Origin of the sequence: Streptomyces boetiae (assembly GCF_031845405.1) — a bacterium.
Lineage (GTDB): Bacteria > Actinomycetota > Actinomycetes > Streptomycetales > Streptomycetaceae > Streptomyces > Streptomyces boetiae.
The window spans coordinates 146,601-163,634 of sequence record NZ_JAVREN010000010.1; the positions used below are offsets into that span (position 1 = coordinate 146,601).

Here is a 17,034-nt window from a genome sequence, read left to right on the forward strand (position 1 = left end):
GGCGCCGGGGGCCGCGACTTGCTCCCCCCGGGAGGAGATGCCGCCCGATCCCATCGACCCTTCACGCAGAGAGGCCGTAGGAACGCCACCGCCGACCTGTCCGGCGCACGATCCCCTGCTCCTCCAGCCGCCGGAGCTGATACAGCACGGATGACGGGCTGGACAGCCCGACAGCCTGCCCCAGTTCCCGGATGGTCGGTGCAACGCCGCGATCGGCGATGCTCGCCCGGATCGCCCGCACGATCTGCTCCCGCCGTTCAGTCGCTGCCCTCACCCGCCCGCCTGGCTTCGCGCCGCTCAGCTTCCCGAACGCGGCGGCGCAGTTCCCCCCAGGCCGCCCTGCTCTGGTCTGCAGCCCAGAACGGATGGACGGCGATCCGGCAGGACAGCCAGATCAGCCTCCGGCGCAACGCCGCATAGGTGGACGGCCCCGCGACAGCGAGCTCCGCGTACGTGACGTTCCAGGCGTGCTGGTCGCGGATCAGATCGTGAGGGAAGTCAGGCAGCCTCATACCCAAATTCGACCACATGTTCGATTAGCTGTCCAACGAAGGCCCCACGCCATTTCTCCGCCCCGATCGCCGCCGCTCGCGCCTGAGCCGCGGGGGTGCGGGCTACCCGGCCTTGGCGACGGTGCCGGTGTCGGGCCGGTGGCCGGAGGGGCCGGTGGTGAAGGTGGCGGTGTGCCAGGCGCGATGGCGGGTGCTCTTGTGCAGGGTGGCTTCCTGGATGCGTCCCCAGGCGCGCAGCCAGGCGACGCGGTCCTTGCCGGCGATGATGCCGCACGCCTCGATGAAGGCGATGAACTGCTGCCGGGTGGGCACGGCCTTGCCGTGGAGGATGCGATGGACGGTGCTGTGGGGCAACTCGCCGTGGCCGCCGGCGCGCTGCTCCATCGCGCGCAGCGGAGGTGCCCCGGCCCGTTCGTAGAGGTCGACCATCGCGGGCAGCAGGTCGGCCATGTCGCGGATCAGCTCGGGCCGGGAGGGGCGGTAGTAGGCGTCCTCCTTCGTTCCCAGGCGGCCGGCGGTGGCTTCGTAGCGGGCCATCCGCCACAGCCGGCGGGCCTGGTCGACGTTGCCGCCGCACGCGCGGGCGTACGCCTCCACAACCTCGATGCGGGGCACGGACGTGCCCGAGGCCGCGCGCTGCAGAGTGGTGGGGTGGTAGCCGACGACCCTGCTCAGCTTGGCGTAGGTCAGCTCGGCTTCCCGGCGGTGGGCCCGCAGCCAGGCGGCGAGTTCGCGCAGGGCCCTGCCCGTGGAGGGCAGCGGCTTCTCAGGCCGCCCCATGCCGCCACCTCCCCGTGTGCGGCCGGGCGGCCGGGCGGCGCCCGAGCACCAGCCCCGCGGGGAGCAGGGCGAGCAGGAGGTGTCCTGCGGGGACGAGCGGTATCCGGGAGATCTCCTGGACGGCCACGAAGACGATGACGACCAGCAGGACCTTCACGGTGCGGTACTTGGCGGGCCGCGGCCCGGGCGGCTTGCCGGCGGGTGCGCCGCCGGCGGGCTGCTCAATCACGAGTACTCAACCCATCTTGTAGGGGCCTGGCGGCCTTAACCGCCGCCAGGCAGAAGACTGTTGGGCTCCACGCCGCGGGTGCTTGCAGACACCTGTGCGGCTGGCTTCATGCTGGCAGCAGATCTGTTCAGCGGGTAATCCGAACCGGCGGGTTGATGCGGCTCTGTCCCTGCTACCGATTACAAAAAAGGGGTGAGCTTGACACGGTTTACAGGACCGCTATGCGGGGAACGACCTCGCGATTTCGTGGCGGTAGGGCCCTGCCGGGGCCAGGCTTCCGCAGGCGTTGATGCAGCCGTGTCCCTCTCCGGTTGCTGCAAATGACAGCACCTGGGACTCTCGTAGTGCACGGCTTTGCACGTGCGGGTGCAAGAACGACGTACCCAACCCGGGACTTTTGGGCTCCAACCTGAATCACGGGGATATAACACGCAAAGCGCTGGGGGTGTCTTGCAGCTCCCCCACGCGGCCTGGGCTGGCACCACCCCGGTGTCAGCCCATTCCCGTCCCCGCCTGCCAGGTCCACCAGCGGGCCGCTTGACCAGCGCATCCAGACCTTCCCGATGGCCCTCGCCTCGATCGGACTGTCCTTGCCGCCGGGGATGCGCCGTCGGTCCACCGTGGTGAACTAGCCAGCGCTGTACATCGACGCACTCGAAGAGGCTCGGCGTCGAAGCCTTCCGGCTAGCGATGCGGCGGTCGCCGACACCCGGCGGTGGCAGTGGTGGCAGGCCAACGACCTGGACGAGAAGTCCCAGCTCGCCCATCTGGACGCCCTGATCTACGGCCGGGGGTTCGTCACCATAGTCATCTCGGTCCGGGACGGCGAGGCGCCGCCGGTGATCCGGATGGGCCCCGCCCAGTACATTGCGGCCGACTTCGCCCCTACCCCCGCCGCGTGACCGCCGCCCTGCGCGCTCTCGGACGAACTCCGCGCCCGGCAGGCCGCGCTGGTTCGCGCTGCCCGCCCGTGCGGTCGCCCTCGAACGGGCCAGCCGCAGCGGACGGTGGACGGTCACGGAGGAAGATGTGCACCGGCTCGGCCAGCCGTTGGTCGAGATGCTCGTCACCCGCTGACGGGCCACGAGCGCTCCGGCCGCGCGGAGGTGCGCGATGTGATCGGCCTCAACCACGCCGCTTACCGGACCTTGGCGGCATCCCGGTGATCGCCGCCCCGACGCTCGGGCTCCTCGAATCGCTCTCCTGGGCGGCGGGCGCGTTCGTCCCCGGCGATGCCACCGTCGGCCGGGTGTCGGCCATCCGCAGCCTTCGCCTTCCCGACCGCTGGCTCCCGGCCTCCGCCGCCGCCCAGGAACGGGTCACCGAACTCGACCCGCCCCGAACTCGCCGCCTGACGCCGCGGTCGAACGACCGAATGGGGAGGGCCGTGGCCTACGCGACCGTCGATGATGTCGCCGCCCGCCTCGGCCGCGAACTGGACGACGGCGCGCAGCGCCTCGCCGCCGTGCTCCTGAAAGACGTGGAGCACCGCCTGCGCGCCCGCATCGCCGACCTTGACGAGCGGGCCGCCGCAATCACGCGCACTACCGCGCCCGGGTCGTCTCCGTCGAAGCTGCCGCCGCCGTTCGCGTTCTGCGCAACCCGGGCGGATACTGCTGCGAGACGGATGGGAACTACTCGTACACCATCGACACCCGCGCAGCCACCAGCTTCCTGACCATCCTCGACGAGAAGTGGGCACTCCTCGACGCCCCCCACGGCGCCTTCACCGCAGTGCCCTACCTCCCCCGGTCACTCACGCCCGTGGCACCTGCTGCGCTACCCGGGCGGGACCTGCCCCACCGGCCACTCGATGACGAGTGATGGCAACCGTGAGCCTCCTCGACTTCGGGAACAAGACCGTCCTCCTCTACCCCCAGGAGCGGACCACCGACGACCGCAGCAACGTCGGCTGGCGCCCCTCGTGCACTCCCGTCCGTGTGCGCTGCCGGGTCCAACCCGTCGCCAGCCAGGCCGCCCGACACCACTTACCGCATCATCGCCCGCGACGCGCCTTCGGCCCCTGGGTACGCGTCGAGCGGGCCGGCCCCGGTACCGCATCGGCGAACCCCCGCCGCTACAACGGCTCACTCGTGGCGCCGTATATCGATGCTCTTATTCGCTTCCGTGGCTATCGGGTGGGGATCGCTATCTGGCGAGCTCAAGATTGTCCTCGCGTGCCGGAGGAATGTTTGGAAGGACTCTGCGGCTACGTCGAGGAGATCCCCTGCCTCGGCCATCGCGTCTCCCGCTGCGATTACTTTGTCCAGATCTCCGCGATCGTGAAACTGGAGGACTGCGTGGCCGAGGGTCGCAACGGCGCGTGTTGCTGCGTCTAGCACGTCGGCCGACGGGGACTCCTCTCCGTCAAGGAGTGAAATCCTCACCTGCCGCCGCTTCAGATTCTCCAACAGCCGCTGTGAATTTTCTACCTCGAACGCGGATGGGAGTGAATCAGTGGGGATTCCGAACGGGATTCGGCTTGGGCGAATCTCGGACTCCAGCTCTTCCCAAGCAGTGCAGAATGCTTCATACGCCTGGTACCGCTCAGAGAGAAGCGTGCGCGCCCAGATATGTATGTCATTGACGCTTCCTGCCTGTACCGTCGGCCCGCCGATGGTCGCATCTCTGATCACGTTGGACATGCCTGCCATTTTCGGCCGACTACCGCCGGGCTCTGGCAACACTCCGTCGGGGCTCGTCACGGGCCAATACTACGGAAAACACACCGGGTTGGTGACCGGGATGGCGACCACTGATCTGCGCCTGGGCCAGCGCGCCAGAACGACGGTGCGGCGCAGCCAGTCGGCGCGCAGGGTCGATAGGGCGGCTCCGCTGAGTAGGACGGTGCCGCGATCCGGGGCCTCGCGGCCGGAGAGGACATCGGCCAGGGTGGATTTACCGATGCCGCTGGTGCCGACGAGGGCTAGGTGCTCGCCGTGGTCGATACGCACGTTCGCGCTGTCGAGCACGGGTTCCGAGTGCGGGCCGTAGCGGAACGTCACATCGCGCAGGGCCAGGTCGTAGCAGTGCACCGTGTGTCCGCCGCCGGGTTCGGGCGTGGGCGGCCGACCATGACCGACGAGGCGGCGCAGCAGCGTGACCAGTTCAAGCCCCATGCCGCCGACGGACTGAACCATCACGCGCAGCGCGGGTTCGAGGCTTGAGACCAGGTAGGTCGTGACCCCCCGGTGGTCGGGGAGATCGCAGCTCACGAGATTCAGCGAGGACGGCGACGGGAAAGGCATGGACGGCGCCCACCCCTCGCCGGTTTCCCGGAGGATGGGAAAGGGACGCGTCCGCAGCGCGCTTGTGCAGACGGGATCCCCCGTCAACCCGGGCGGCGCTACCCCTCCTGGGTGGGGATCTGCTACTCCAACACGGGGAGTGCGAGGCTGCCGGTGCCTGGCATCGTGGGCGGTTGGCGTCATCGTGAGGGTGATATCTCCACTAGGCGGGAGTGTTGCGACGTGGCGTTCGTCATGGTGCCCCTCGATTCGGCTGTTCTCGATGTACCTAATCTTGAGAGGTGCGCAGGCGATTCGTTGCGGGCTCTGGTCGAGGCGGGCATCGAGGCTGTCGGCGTGGCGGTGCGCCGGCCGGAATGGGTGGGCCCGCGGCTGCTGAAGGCGGTGGGACTCAGGAATCTTCGGGCCGCGGACGACCACGACCTGCGGGAGTGTGTGCGGGTGCTGAGAGGGTGGCGGGAGGCTCCCGGGTCCTTCGGGCCGCCCGTCCGGCCGCGGGTGCGGCGGCCGGAGGGGAGCGGCCGCCTTCCCCGCCCTCGCGTGGTCAAGCCGGCCGCGGCGGAGATCGGCTGCGGGCTATGCGCTGACCCGGTCAAGGCGGGGGATCTCATCGGCCGGATGCCCGCCGCGGATTGGCCATATGCAGCGATGGGCTGGCTGTGCCATCACTGCCTGTACGAGCGGCGGGCAAGGCCGCGCCGCCGCGACGTGCTGCTACGTGTGTTCCACCGCCTCTTCGCCGGCAGCGCGGTCGACCTCAACGCCTACGAGTGCCGGGTTCTCCTGCCATGGCTGGAGGAGGACCCGGCGTTTGCCGCTTCGGAACCGTGGCGGCGGGACCCCCTCGATGCGACGCTCGCCCGGCTGGCGACCAGCGTCATGGAGCACAAGGCCGAGACATGGTTGGCCGCTCCCACCGCCGCGACCATCGTCTCCGTCCTGCACTGCACGCTCGCACCCGCGGGAGCGACAGCAGCTCCCGATGTCGAGCTCCAGCTCCTGGACGCGATCGCCCAGCACCTGGATGAGTGGCAATCCAACCCGGAAGGTGTCCAGGCGCACCAGTTCGGCACCGGGCCGCGTTATCGCGCACAGGTCCTGGCCACGACAGGGCGGCCGACCCTGCTGTCGGTGCGCGGGGGGCCCTTCGATGTCCACGAGACGCCGGTTTCCGGCTCGGACGACGCGCAGACCCCGGAGGATGACGACGACTGACTGACGGCGCGCTCGGGGAGCCGCGTGGCGCTCTGCGCGCCAGCCCGGAGACGCAGGCTGGCCGGGCAGCGTGCTAGTCGCATGCCGGATGTCCGTGGCCCTGGTGGTTGCGCGGTTGATGCGGCGCCGACACCGGCCGACCCCTCCGTTACTCCCAGGTGAATCACTCACTGATGAGCCTAATTGACCAAGAGTGATAAGCGGGCATTCTTCTGCCCTGCGGCGGATGGACCCGCGCCTCCCGAGAGGAAACTGATGGCCCTCGAACCGACACAGGAACAGCAGGCTGCCTGCGAGGTCTTCGGGGCCGACCAGGATCTGGCTCTCATCGCGGGAGCCGGGACCGGCAAGACCTCCACTCTCATGCTGATGGCAGCCGGCACCCCGAAGCGGGGCCTGTACGTCGCGTTCAACCGGGCCATCGCGGATGACGCTCGCCGCCGCTTCGGCAGCAATGTCGACTGCCGCACCGCGCACGCCGTGGCGTTCCGGGCTGTTGGCTGGAGGTTCAAGGGCCGGCTGGATGCGTCGGCCCGCGTCCCCGCCTGGGTGACGGCCAGCATCCTGGGGATCAACCGGCAACTGGACATCGGGGCCCGGAAGGTGACGGTAAATCACCAGGCGCGTCTGGTGACGGGCATGATCCGCCGTTTCTGCTATTCCGCTGACCGGCAGGTGCTGGCGCGGCACATGGAGTACGTCAACGGCCTGGAGGACGAGGAGCAGGAGTTCGTCGCCCGTGTACTGCTGCCCTTCGCGGTCCGGGCGTGGGAGGACATCAGCTCCCCGAAAGGTCAGCTGCGTTTCGAGCACGATCACTACATGAAGCTCTGGGCGATGGGCAACCCGGTACTGCCGGCCGACTTCGTCCTGCTGGACGAGGCGCAGGACACCAACCCCGTGCTGGAGGAGATCTTCCTCAACCAGCCCGCCCAGCGGGTCTGCGTGGGAGACCCGGCCCAGCAGATCTACGCCTGGCGCAGCGCACGCGATGTGATGACCGGCTTCCCCGCCGAGCAGCTGCCGCTGACGCAGTCCTTCCGCTTCGGTCCGCAGATCGCCGCGGTGGCCAACCGCTGGCTGCGGCACGCCGACTCCAACATGCAGCTCAGCGGCTGCGGTCCGGAAGGCTCCCGGGTCGGGACGGCGGCGCAGCCCGACGCGGTGCTGTGCCGGAGCAACGCCGACGCCATGGCAGAGGTCCTGAAGTTCCTCGACCTGGGGGTGCCGGTCGCGCTGACGGGCGGCGGGGAAGCGCTGAACCGCATTGCCAATGCGGCGCTGGAACTCAAGGAGGGCAAGCGCACCAGCCACCCGGAGCTGTTCCTCTTCGCCAGTTGGGGAGAGGTCCAGGAGTACGTCGAGCGCGACAAGTCCGGGCAGGACCTGAAGGCCATCGTCAGCCTGGTCGACAAGTACGGCCCTCACCAGATCATCGACGCGGTCAACCGGCTGTCCTCCGAGGACCGGGCCCAGGTCACCGTCTCCACCGCGCACAAGGCCAAGGGCCGCGAGTGGTCCAGTGTGCGGATCGGCGCCGGATTCGTCGCTCCCGGTGTCGATGAGGACGGCCGCCCGCGACTCCTGGACCCGGCCGAGGCCCGGCTCATCTACGTCGCCGTCACCCGCGCGCGGCAGTTGCTGGACGTGGAGAAGCTGGCCTGGATCGAGGACTACGAGAAGAGCATCGTCGGCGATGCGCGCGGCGACGATGCTGACCCTCGCCTGGTCGAGCTGCCCTTGACCGCCCAGCTGAAGCACCCCGCTTCGCCGGTCTGTCACTTCATGGCCGAGCATCTCCCCAGCACCGTCCCCCTGGTCCAGGACCTCCAGCAGCGCATCCGTGCCCTGCCCCGCCCTGTGCAGCCGAGCGACGTGCAGTACCCCCAGTGGTGGGCGCTGGGCCACGCCATCGACTACCGGCTCCGGCTCTCTCTCGGCTCTGGGCCCGGGAACGCGCTGACCTCCGGTATTGCGCTGGCGGGCAGCAGCGAGCCGCCGCGCGGGGCCCCGGCGCCCGAGGGCCGCGCCGCGCTGCGCGCCGCGGGTGCCGAGCTGCTGAAGGCCTTCGACTCCTGGCTGGCCACGCCCGGCTCGCTGGGCGAGGAAACCCTTATCCGGCTCGCCTTCGTCGCCGCCTACTTCGAGGACGTCTACCGTACGGGCACGTTCCGCCGCCACAGCATGCTGGCCGACGCCTCGGAAGAAACCACGCTGGCCGATCTGAGCGCCCGCGTCCCGGCCTACGCGGTCGAGGACATCTCCCAGCAGATGCAGCTGGCCGAGGAACCGTTCGCCGCGTTCCGTGCACTGCCGCCCGCAGCGCGGATCTGCGGACCGGAGTTCTCCGGCTCGGCCGACCTGGGCGGCGCCGATGCCGACTTCATCCTCGGCGGCCTCCTGCTGGTCTGCAAGGCGGCCCGGGAGCCGCGAAGGCTGGGCCGGGAGGAGATCTACCAGCTCGCCGGCTACCTCCTGCTCGACTACGACAACGTCCTCGGGATCGACCGCGTGGGGCTCTACCTCTCCCGGCAGGGCGGGCTGGTCACCTGGGGCGTCGAGGACTTCCTCAGGCGCCTGGGCGCCACCGCCCCTCTTGCCCGGTTGCGCGCGCGGTTCCGCGACCACCTCAAGGACGCCACCAGCCTGCCCGCCGCCCCGCAGAGCGCGCCGCCGACCGCTGCCGATCGCGCCATCGCGCATGTCGCTGGCAGCACGGGCTGACCTCCGTGCGGCCCGCACCCAGCGCTAGGAGCCGACCAGGGCGGTGATCAGCTTGTGCGCGGCGATGTCGTCAGCGGCGGCGAGGCCGACTCCCCGGGGGGCGGCGCGGCTCGATGCCGGTGCGCTTGGCCACCCTGGCCTGCTCGGTGTCGGACCGCTCCCTGCCGGCCTTCCTCACCAAGGTGGCCAGGTACTTCAGCTGTGCGGGGATGGCTGGCTCCGTCTTCGACTCCGGCCCGTTCCCGCTGCCCGGGGCCCCGCTGAGGGGCAGCACTCGCTGAACACACGAGTTCCATGGAAGCCGCCGATTTCCCCGGAAGAGGAACGGAGCAACGCCCTGGGAAGATCCGCGGGAGCAGATCGGCTTTGCGGAACTCCGGAGGCCCGGAACTGCACTGCCACGGGTCATGAAAGGGCCGAATACCACCACCACGCAGAATAGCTCCTGACAGCCCGGACGGAGTGTAAATTCTCTTTACAGCGTCTCGCCGCATTGCGCAGTCCGGGTCAATTTCGGCGACGCGTCACACGTCATAGAGCTGCCGGTCACCGTGAATTCCGCTGGCGGCGGCTATGAACGGAACCGTGACAAGAGGCAACCCATGGGGCCGGACGCTGTCGATCCAGCCCTCCAGCGCGTCGAAGACGCCGCGCCGCGCCTCGGTGGGCCGATGCCGCTACTGCGGCCACCTGATCGAATGGTTCGACCGGTTCCAGGAACCGCGGGTTCCCCTGGTCCCGCGGGAATATCCGGTCAAGGGCATCCCGCTATCCTTCCGGTGGACGGTGGAGAACGGTGTGGCCCGGCTCATGCACCCCGAGGACCGCGAAAAGTGGTGCTGGATTGCCCACCCGGCGGTGTGCCCTTTCCCTGCCAGCGGCGAGGAGCCCTCTACCGCACGGTCGCCGATGCTGGAGCAGCTCCGCCGAGCGATGAAGATCAAGACTCGCACTTGGCAGCACAGAGGCCGCTTCGTCCCCCACGACCCGGGCCCGGACCAGACCGAACCCGTGCTGCCGTGCGAGCTGGCCCAGGATGCAGCCCCGATTCGCGACATCATCAAGTGCACCAGCACGATCGGGTGGCTCGCGCGCGGCCAGCTGAACGAGGTGCAGTGCGTCGCCCTCACCCGCAAAGGCTCCCGCTGCGCCAACCCGGTCCTTGATCCGGACAACGCAGACGGCAGCTGGGTCGAGGAGCGTGTGCCCACCGCCCCCGGGCGCGCCGGGCAACTCGTGCTCGCCGCAGGCGACACCATGTGGATCTACCAAGTCAACGTGTTCCACGACCTCACCACAGCGGGCCGCTGGCAGCAGCAGCGCTGCCCCACGCACTCCGACCACAGCACAGCGCCCAGCGCTGTCGGCGCCGAGTGGGAGGCCTTCAACGTCCTGCGTCACTCCGACCACATCCGCCGGGTCCTGCCCGAATGGGCGGAACGCCCCGACCCCGGGGAGGATCCTCGTCTCCTCTTCCCCAGCGCGGCCGGCAAGGCGCGGCAGCGATGCGCCACCTCCGGCTGCTACAACGGCACCGCGATCCCACAGGCTCCGGACTGGACGTGCTGGCAATGCGACCGCCGCCGCAGGAAACGGGCTGCCACCCATCGCCGGTGGCAGCAACCCGGCACCTGAGAACGGCTGGGTCCGCGCCCGGCGCCGCCGGGCCCCGGGGCGGCTCAGACGGCGCTGACGTGCGCGACCCGGTCGCAGCGCCACATGATCAGCTGTGTAGTGCCCAACCCGTACCAGCCCTCGCCGCCCCGGGTGAAGCGCAGCCTGGAGTCCCGCTTCGTCCAGAACACGAGCCGCTCTTCGGCCCACTCCGAGACACTGTAGGGAGCCGATGCCAGGACGGCGGGCCTGCCGTTCCGCAGCCAGCTCGTCGTGTGGTCCAGCCAGGCGCGATCCGGTGCCTGGTCGAACGGCCCATAGTGCGTACACGGGGTCGAGGAACCAGTGGCACGGCACTGTAGGCTGATGTTCCGTTGCAGCCACCGCGGACAGCAGCCAGCATCGCTCAGCTTCAGCCCGTGCCGCTCAGCCCAGGACACCAGCTCCACCTGCCGGTCCCGCGCCTGGCTGACCGCCTCGTCGAAAGCCCGGGGGTTATCCCGGTACCCCCCGGCGCGGTCTGGCAAGGCTGCTCCGCACGGCCAGCGGACCCTACCCGCGCTGTGGCCCAGGACCGTCGCAGCCCGGTCAATGAAATCGGTTCTCATAGCCGCCCCTGTCTGGTCATCGCCATAATGCGCGCCAGGCGGCCCGACCACCGCCGCCGACACCGAACCAGCCCGCATGAGCGTGCCGACCACGCAGAAGAATCCGTGGCCAGCTACTGTAAATGGCCCGGCGGCTTCGGAACTTCCGCGCCACCCACCCCATCAGCGCCGTGATGCCGACAGCCGCAAGGTCTCGGCGTGTCCACCGGCGGAACTCGCCTGCCGTTCGAGCGGCGCCACAAGGGAACCAATTCGAGGCGGACCCGCGATGCCTCTATCAAATTCCGCAGAAGTGATGTTCCCAGCGAATCGCTTCATTGCGCGATCGGTGACTCCTTGGAATCCCCATGAACAGAAAGCCGGAACCAAGTGCTCACTTTAGCTCTTGCCCTCCTCGTTCCGGAACAGCTTCTCGAACCGCTGATACTCGCGGCCTAGGCTCAGCCTCCCTGTGTAGCCAGCGAGCGTTGCAAGGAAGAGACGTGGCCCCGCCCAAGCGCCGGTCGACCACAATTGGATCAACCACGCCGGAGCCGTGCCAAGGTCTTGCGACAGTTCAACCCACGATGCCGTGTCGGCGGCATGCTCGCCGTGCGCCATCGACGACCCGCTTGTCCAGGCGTACTCCTCGATGCCGATTCGGCGCTCAAGGTTTTCGCTGAGCCAGTCAATCGAAAGGGGCGTGATCTCGAAGGCGCGGCGGCCCTTCTTTACGCGCCAGCCCCGGCCCTCGGCGTAGTTCACGATGTCGGTGATGTCCTTCGCAGGATCCCGGTTGGTCCCGTGCGCGTCATCGATGTGGCCGTCGTTGTCGATGACCTGCTCGGCGTCAGTGACGTTATCACCGAGCATGCCCTTTAGACGGATACCTGCCGAGAGCCGTGCGAGACGACGCGTTAGGGCGCGTTGGAGACGCTCGTCAGTGGTGATAGTCGGGTCGATCACTGCTGTGGCCCATAGGCATGCCTCGAAGATGCCGCGCGCGACCGAGACCCCGCCCATCAACGATGCCTCCGCGCGAAGCAGGACGGCGAAACCTCGAAGCTGATCGGCGGCGCTAAGGATGTTGACCGCTGATTCATATCTGAGAATCTTCGCGACCGGTTCGGCGCGGTCGCCGAGCAGGACATCGGGCGCATTCACGTCCTCTCGCGCTTGGCTCCTTCGCTCCGTTACCCAAGGCTTGAGGCCCAACTGTCTGAATCCGTCAGCTATTGCGTCGACCGCTGCCGCGAGCGCGTCGCGACGCTCATGCGCCTCCTGTGCGCCTCGTTGTATTCGATGGAGCATTTCCATCGCCCACGCATCGTCATGCTTGCTGGCATCGCCCTCGCCTGTCACGCGGCACAGCCTGCCAGAAGGCACTGACCGGGGAAAGGCGTTTTCGTCACGGGGAGTTGCTGCCGGGGTGCGGTGCAGGTACTCATGCTCGCATCGAACTGCATGCACGTGACGTCCTGGCCGGGAACTCCTACGAGGCTTGCCGGGCGCCCAGGCGATCGTCTGCTTGACGATCTAGCGGAAGGCGCCAAGCCAGTGCCGTGCGGCTGGCCACGCTCGGGAATCGCAGGCCGGATTCCGCTCTGTCGCAGGAGTCGGCAGTACTTTTCGTGGTCGTAGCTGCGGTCGGCGAAGAGCATGTCTGGCTGCCTGCGCGCCCGGTCGACGACTCCGACCGCGGAAGTCGCATGATCAAAAATTTGCTGGAGCTAGTTGGGCCGTCATCCGGCGATTACAGTAGTCTCCGGGAAAAGCAGGCCGGAAAAGGGTCCCCCGCGTCCCGGCGCTCGGCAGTCTGGGCCGCCTTCGGATTCGTCGGCTGTCGCCATACCCGCGCTACGGCCTGGCGCAGACGGGGTTCCCCCAGCCGGGCGAGGAAGTGCCCGACGCGCGGCGCGGTCACAGCCGGGCTGGGCACCTGCCAGGACCATGGTGTTCCTTCCAGCGCGGCATGACTTTCGGGAGCAGGAACATCGTGGAGTCGGCAATCACCATCCGCAGGCCGGGGCGGCAATGGACGGTACGGCTCGACCCGCACGGCCGCCCCGCCCTGGGCATCTCGAAGATCGTGTGCAGTTCCCCACGTTGTGCCCCCGATCCCCGGCGGTTCCGCGACCCCCTGCTGGCGCGGATGGCCGCTCTCGCTCACGTCCGCGAGCACATCCTGCATGCCGGCGCTCCGAACTGCGACGCCTCATGCCGTTGTGCGGGCGACAATTGCACGCGCCATCCGCGTCTCCGGCGTTGCGCCGGCCCACCGGCGCTGACCCTGGTGCCCGATCTGGTCGGGCGCCTGTGGGTGCTCGCCGAAATGTGCGCAGCGTGCGCCGCGGCCATTCCGCGGGCGAAGATCCTCGCTGGAGGCCGGCCCCAGCCCCGGGTGCCCCGGCCTGCCCCGGCCATCGCGCCGCCCGCTTCGCGCAGGGGGACCTCGACGCTGCCCGACGCGATCCGGGCTCGCTCTTGCCCAGTCTGCGCCGCCGAGGCCGAAGCGATCCGCCAAGCCCGGATCACCGAAACTGAGGAAACCAGCACGAACCCCGGGGCGTCCTTGCTGGAACCGCAGAAATGGCAGGTCCCGACAGACTTCGGAGACCGTACTGGAGCGGCACTTGCCTACCTGGCGGATCAGCAGGCCGGCCGTACTCCCGAAGCTCGCCTCCTCGCGCTGCTGTGTGCGCTGGGCCGTCGCCGCGACGACTTCTTTCTCGCGACCAGCGAACACCTCCATCCCGATTGGATGGGGCTTGGCGATGCCGCGTTCGAGGAGCTGGTTGCCATCGGCTGGTTGGAAGCCTCCCTCACTGAGGTACGTGCCGCTGTCCCCGGGAAGCCACCCGCTGTGTGCCGTATGCCGCACCTGGCGACCGACCAGAAGCCCTTCAACTTCTCCAAGGACTCCCGCAAACAGTTCAACGGATGGATCCAGCGCCTGGCCGGCCATCACCTCCTGGCCGGGCAACCAGCAGGAGTGCGTCTCGGCGCCCTCTACGTCACCGCGCGCTGCCTGCCCACCGGCCGCGGAGTAGTCGGGCCACGAGCAATGGCACGGCTGTGCTGCTACTCCTGCAGCTACACTGTGCTGCCGGTACTGGATACGCTCGCCAGGGTCGGCTGGCTGGAAAAAGTGGAATCCGGGACCACTCCCGACCGTCCGGTCACATTCACCCTGGCGCCCGCCGCACGCGCGTTCATCCCCGGCGCCCAGCCCCAGGGCCGGGTCGCAACGGGCACACCCACCCGGGCCGTTCCTATCAACTTGCGGGCTCGCGAAATGGAGATCGCCGCATGGGTCGACGCGTACGTCGCGCGCCACCGACACGGCCCGCCCAACCGCGACCTCATCACCGCCCACCAGGCCGAGGATCCTCAGAATTTTTGGCCCGAGGCCGACATCCTCCGAGCCGTGGCAGCGCTCGGCGAGTCCGGCTGGCTGCTCGTCGACAGCAATCGCTGGTATCGCACCCGCCCGGGCCCTACTTACTGGAAACGGCTCGCTGCCCAGCAAGCGGAGCAGAAGCCCACCGCCTCCCCCGACATCGCCACCGCCCGGACTCCCCGGTCCTCAGGGCCCTCTCAGCGCCGCGTGGCAGCCACAGCACCCGCGAGCGTCCCGGTGCCTTCCCCGAAAACGCACCCAGCGCCGTGGACGCCAGTGTCCCCCCGCGCAAAGGCGACGGCGACTCAGCGGGCTGTCCCCACCCGCAGTGACCGCGCCTCAACCTCACAGCATCCGGGGCTGTGGCTGATCCCCGGCGCCGAAGCGATCCTCGGCCCGCCCCCCTGCCCCGAAGCGCCCTCGGCTTCCCTGCCCCAAGACGGCCGCTACGACGAGCCGCTGGCGGCGAACAGGACCCCGTCTAGAGCCCGGTATCAGTAAGCGGCCCGGAGTCTCGCCGGTCGGGCGCGACCAACGCCAACACTCCGGTCGGCTCAGTGACGCCACAGCGTGACGCGGTTGTTCCCGGGCCAGGCGAATCCCGGCGCGAAGGCGCATCGGCGCTGCCGAACAGGGCGGCGGGTGGATCGGCTACGGCGGCGCCGGCCTCGGGGCGTTGGTGGACGAGGTCAGCACGGGCGGTACGCCATCGGCCAGCCGGATGGCCCACCCACCCGGGACACCGGGAGCAGATGAAGAACGTCAGCCGCGGCGGTTCGGGGCGCCGGAGGGGCAGAGCCACGGCTCGCGCTGACTCCCGGGCGCCTGCACCTCGTGCGGGAGGCGCGGGACGCAGGCAGCCTTGTCCTCGGCGTCAACGGTGGCACAGAAACTGGGCGCGTTCGGTCTCAGTGAGGTCGGGGTGGGAAGCAGGGATCGCGATGGGGCCATCGTGGGTGCCCGTATCCAGCTCGCTGATGGTGGTGCCGACGTCGGGGAGCGTGGCCTCCGAGGCGCGTGGGGCAAGGGTCCGGGTGGGCGGGTCGTCGTCGGCGAGGAAGGCGTCGGCGCCGTACTTGCGGTAGCAGTGGACGGCCTCCTCCAGTTCCTCGCGCAGGAGTGCTTCGAGGAAGAGGCAGTAGGCGGCGGTAGCGTCGCCGGCACCGGCGGCGAACCGCCACCAGAAGCGGGCGCTGTCCAGGTCGACCCTGCGGTAAAGGAGGCAGGCGAGGACCCGGGCGCCGACGGGGTCGGTCGGGCGGTCGGCGTCGAGGAACTCCACCAGCCTGGTGGCGTTGCCCGGAGCGGTGATCACCGCGCGGGAGAGGGACATGAGGTCCCGTTCGATGCGTTCGGTGAGTTCCTCCTGCATGGCCGAGTCATCGGCAGCCTGGAGGATGAGCGCGGCCAGTTCCGGAGACGTGGGGGCCAGCCAGTCCCCAATGCCGGAGCGGTGGGCCGCGGCGCGGCGTTCCTTGACCTCACGGATACGGCGCATCAGGCGGGCGTGGTCGCCCATGGCCTGCGCCGTGGTGTAGGGAGTGAGCCGGACCTGTGCCCGGCGCAGGATGTCCTCGATCAACTCTGGCTGCCTTTCTCGTTTGCGGGCGTGGTGGTCGGGGGAACGGCGAATGCCTCGGCGAGGCGGGGGCGGGCTGCGGAGAGATGGGAGCGCACGGTGGAGGGAGACATGCCGGTGACGCTGGCGATCTCGCCGGTGGTCATGTCGAGCAGGTAGCGCAGGGTGGCGCAGACCTGCTGGCGGGCGGGGAGGCCGGCAATGGCCTGGTGGACTTCCATCCGCGTGGTGATCTGTTCGATCTCGTCGTCCGGGATGCCGGTGAGCGCCTGGTGGGAGGGCGGGACCTCCAGGCCCGCCAGGGTGCAGGGGCTGCGGTCGCGCTTGCGCAGGGCGTCGGCTATGGCGCCCTTGAGGATGGTGAAGGCGAAGGCGTCGATGTTCGCGCTCGATAGTGCGTCGTCCCAGCGCAGGAAGAGCTTGAAGAACGCCTCGTTGACCACATCCCTGGCGTCGTCCAGCGACCCGAGCTTGGCCTGGGCCCACCTGATGAAGGAGTCACGCTTACCGAGGACGAACGACTCGTACAGCTCATCGTCTGCCATGCCGTGCATGGCCCGTGTTCTCACCGGGTTACTCGCGAGGCGTTCCCGGAGCGGGTGGTGGTTCCCCCCACGCGGAGGCAAGGTGGCATCACGGAGGACGCCGCACCTTCGGACATGTGTCTAAAGTCCTTTCCAAAAGCCGCCGGGTCCCGCCCCCCTCAGCGGGGTCCCGGAAGAGCGTCGACGCTCTCATCGGGTAATGCCGTCCGGTGAGCCGGAAGTGTCCAGCCCGAGCGACAAAATTATCGACAGAACGTCACACCAAGATCACCATGAGCAGCTACTCGGGTAGATCGCTCCTCCCGGCCAGCAGTCGCATCCTCACCGGCACACCGGGCGGCACTCGATGAATTCCCTCGAGAGGGGCCGCCTCGGCCCAGAGCTGCCAAGCGCCGGCCGTACCGTAGGAAGGCGCAGCCCGCAGCGGAGCAGCCCGTAGTTGACCATTAAGGACGAAATATGCTAAGGCCGGGAGCCGGGAGCCGGGAGCCGGGAGCCGGGAGCCGGGAGCCGGGAGCCGGGAGCCGGGAGCCGGGAGCCGGGAGCCGGGAGCCGGGAGCCGGGAGCCGGGAGCCGGGAGCCGGGAGCCGGGAGCCGGGAG

The 17,034-nt window shown here is 69.1% G+C and carries 17 protein-coding genes; 7 read left to right on the forward strand and 10 right to left on the reverse strand.

Annotated elements, in window-relative coordinates; all coding sequences use genetic code 11:
• Positions 1 to 61 precede the first annotated feature (61 nt).
• From RM780_RS10060 to RM780_RS10075, 4 genes are all read right to left on the reverse strand, one after another.
• Positions 62 to 274, reverse strand: coding sequence for a LexA family protein (locus RM780_RS10060; protein ID WP_311630249.1), 213 nt, complete (start codon positions 272 to 274; stop codon positions 62 to 64).
• Positions 258 to 512 carry a hypothetical protein gene (locus RM780_RS10065; protein WP_311630250.1) on the reverse strand — a complete coding sequence of 85 codons (255 nt, stop codon included), beginning with the start codon at positions 510 to 512 and terminating at the stop codon, positions 258 to 260. Before RM780_RS10065 ends, RM780_RS10060 begins: the two co-directional genes overlap by 17 nt.
• A gap of 102 nt (positions 513 to 614) precedes the next feature.
• Positions 615 to 1,292 carry a helix-turn-helix domain-containing protein gene (locus RM780_RS10070; protein WP_311630251.1) on the reverse strand — a complete coding sequence of 226 codons (678 nt, stop codon included), beginning with the start codon at positions 1,290 to 1,292 and terminating at the stop codon, positions 615 to 617.
• Positions 1,279 to 1,521 carry a hypothetical protein gene (locus RM780_RS10075; RefSeq protein ID WP_311630252.1) on the reverse strand — a complete coding sequence of 81 codons (243 nt, stop codon included), beginning with the start codon at positions 1,519 to 1,521 and terminating at the stop codon, positions 1,279 to 1,281. The genes RM780_RS10070 and RM780_RS10075 overlap by 14 nt, the downstream gene beginning before the upstream one ends.
• Before the next feature lie 1,162 nt (positions 1,522 to 2,683).
• On the opposite strand from RM780_RS10075, the gene RM780_RS10080 reads away from it, so the two are divergent.
• Together RM780_RS10080 and RM780_RS27825 are read left to right on the forward strand one after the other, a co-directional pair.
• Positions 2,684 to 3,199 carry a hypothetical protein gene (locus RM780_RS10080; protein ID WP_311630253.1) on the forward strand — a complete coding sequence of 172 codons (516 nt, stop codon included), beginning with the start codon at positions 2,684 to 2,686 and terminating at the stop codon, positions 3,197 to 3,199.
• Positions 3,115 to 3,345: a hypothetical protein gene (locus RM780_RS27825; protein WP_394812928.1), complete on the forward strand. Its 231-nt coding sequence runs from the start codon at positions 3,115 to 3,117 to the stop codon at positions 3,343 to 3,345. The genes RM780_RS10080 and RM780_RS27825 overlap by 85 nt, the downstream gene beginning before the upstream one ends.
• 263 nt (positions 3,346 to 3,608) lie before the next feature.
• On the opposite strand, the gene RM780_RS10085 is transcribed toward RM780_RS27825, so the two are convergent.
• Together RM780_RS10085 and RM780_RS10090 are read right to left on the reverse strand one after the other, a co-directional pair.
• Positions 3,609 to 4,166: a hypothetical protein gene (locus RM780_RS10085; RefSeq protein ID WP_311630254.1), complete on the reverse strand. Its 558-nt coding sequence runs from the start codon at positions 4,164 to 4,166 to the stop codon at positions 3,609 to 3,611.
• A gap of 69 nt (positions 4,167 to 4,235) precedes the next feature.
• A complete protein-coding gene (locus RM780_RS10090; RefSeq protein WP_311630255.1) occupies positions 4,236 to 4,736 on the reverse strand; it encodes an ATP-binding cassette domain-containing protein in 501 nt (166 codons plus the stop codon).
• A gap of 255 nt (positions 4,737 to 4,991) precedes the next feature.
• Here RM780_RS10090 and RM780_RS10095 point away from each other — a divergent pair, with 255 nt between their 5' ends.
• The 4 genes from RM780_RS10095 to RM780_RS10110 all read left to right on the forward strand — a co-directional run bounded on the left by RM780_RS10095 (position 4,992) and on the right by RM780_RS10110 (position 10,343).
• Positions 4,992 to 5,984, forward strand: coding sequence for a hypothetical protein (locus tag RM780_RS10095; RefSeq protein ID WP_311630256.1), 993 nt, complete (start codon positions 4,992 to 4,994; stop codon positions 5,982 to 5,984).
• Positions 5,985 to 6,239: 255 nt separating this feature from the next.
• Positions 6,240 to 8,708, forward strand: coding sequence for a UvrD-helicase domain-containing protein (locus RM780_RS10100; protein ID WP_311630257.1), 2,469 nt, complete (start codon positions 6,240 to 6,242; stop codon positions 8,706 to 8,708).
• Positions 8,709 to 8,821: 113 nt separating this feature from the next.
• Positions 8,822 to 8,989, forward strand: a complete 168-nt coding sequence (locus tag RM780_RS10105; protein ID WP_311630258.1) for a hypothetical protein — start codon at positions 8,822 to 8,824, stop codon at positions 8,987 to 8,989.
• A gap of 304 nt (positions 8,990 to 9,293) precedes the next feature.
• A complete protein-coding gene (locus RM780_RS10110; RefSeq protein ID WP_311630259.1) occupies positions 9,294 to 10,343 on the forward strand; it encodes a DUF6083 domain-containing protein in 1,050 nt (349 codons plus the stop codon).
• 44 nt (positions 10,344 to 10,387) lie between these two features.
• On the opposite strand, the gene RM780_RS10115 is transcribed toward RM780_RS10110, so the two are convergent.
• Together RM780_RS10115 and RM780_RS10120 are read right to left on the reverse strand one after the other, a co-directional pair.
• A complete protein-coding gene (locus RM780_RS10115) occupies positions 10,388 to 10,513 on the reverse strand; it encodes a hypothetical protein (RefSeq protein WP_311630260.1) in 126 nt (41 codons plus the stop codon).
• A gap of 795 nt (positions 10,514 to 11,308) precedes the next feature.
• Entirely contained in the window at positions 11,309 to 12,271 is a 963-nt protein-coding gene (locus RM780_RS10120; protein WP_311630261.1) for a hypothetical protein, read from the reverse strand.
• A 634-nt stretch (positions 12,272 to 12,905) separates the two neighbouring features.
• Here RM780_RS10120 and RM780_RS10125 point away from each other — a divergent pair.
• A complete protein-coding gene (locus tag RM780_RS10125) occupies positions 12,906 to 14,810 on the forward strand; it encodes a hypothetical protein (protein WP_311630262.1) in 1,905 nt (634 codons plus the stop codon).
• 373 nt (positions 14,811 to 15,183) lie between these two features.
• On the opposite strand, the gene RM780_RS10130 is transcribed toward RM780_RS10125, so the two are convergent.
• Positions 15,184 to 15,891, reverse strand: coding sequence for a hypothetical protein (locus RM780_RS10130; RefSeq protein WP_311630263.1), 708 nt, complete (start codon positions 15,889 to 15,891; stop codon positions 15,184 to 15,186).
• The gene (locus RM780_RS10135) at positions 15,888 to 16,433 is read right to left on the reverse strand and encodes an RNA polymerase sigma factor (RefSeq protein WP_311630264.1); all 546 of its coding nucleotides are present in this window, start codon (positions 16,431 to 16,433) and stop codon (positions 15,888 to 15,890) included. The genes RM780_RS10130 and RM780_RS10135 overlap by 4 nt, the downstream gene beginning before the upstream one ends.
• Between the last annotated feature and the right edge of the window lie 601 nt (positions 16,434 to 17,034).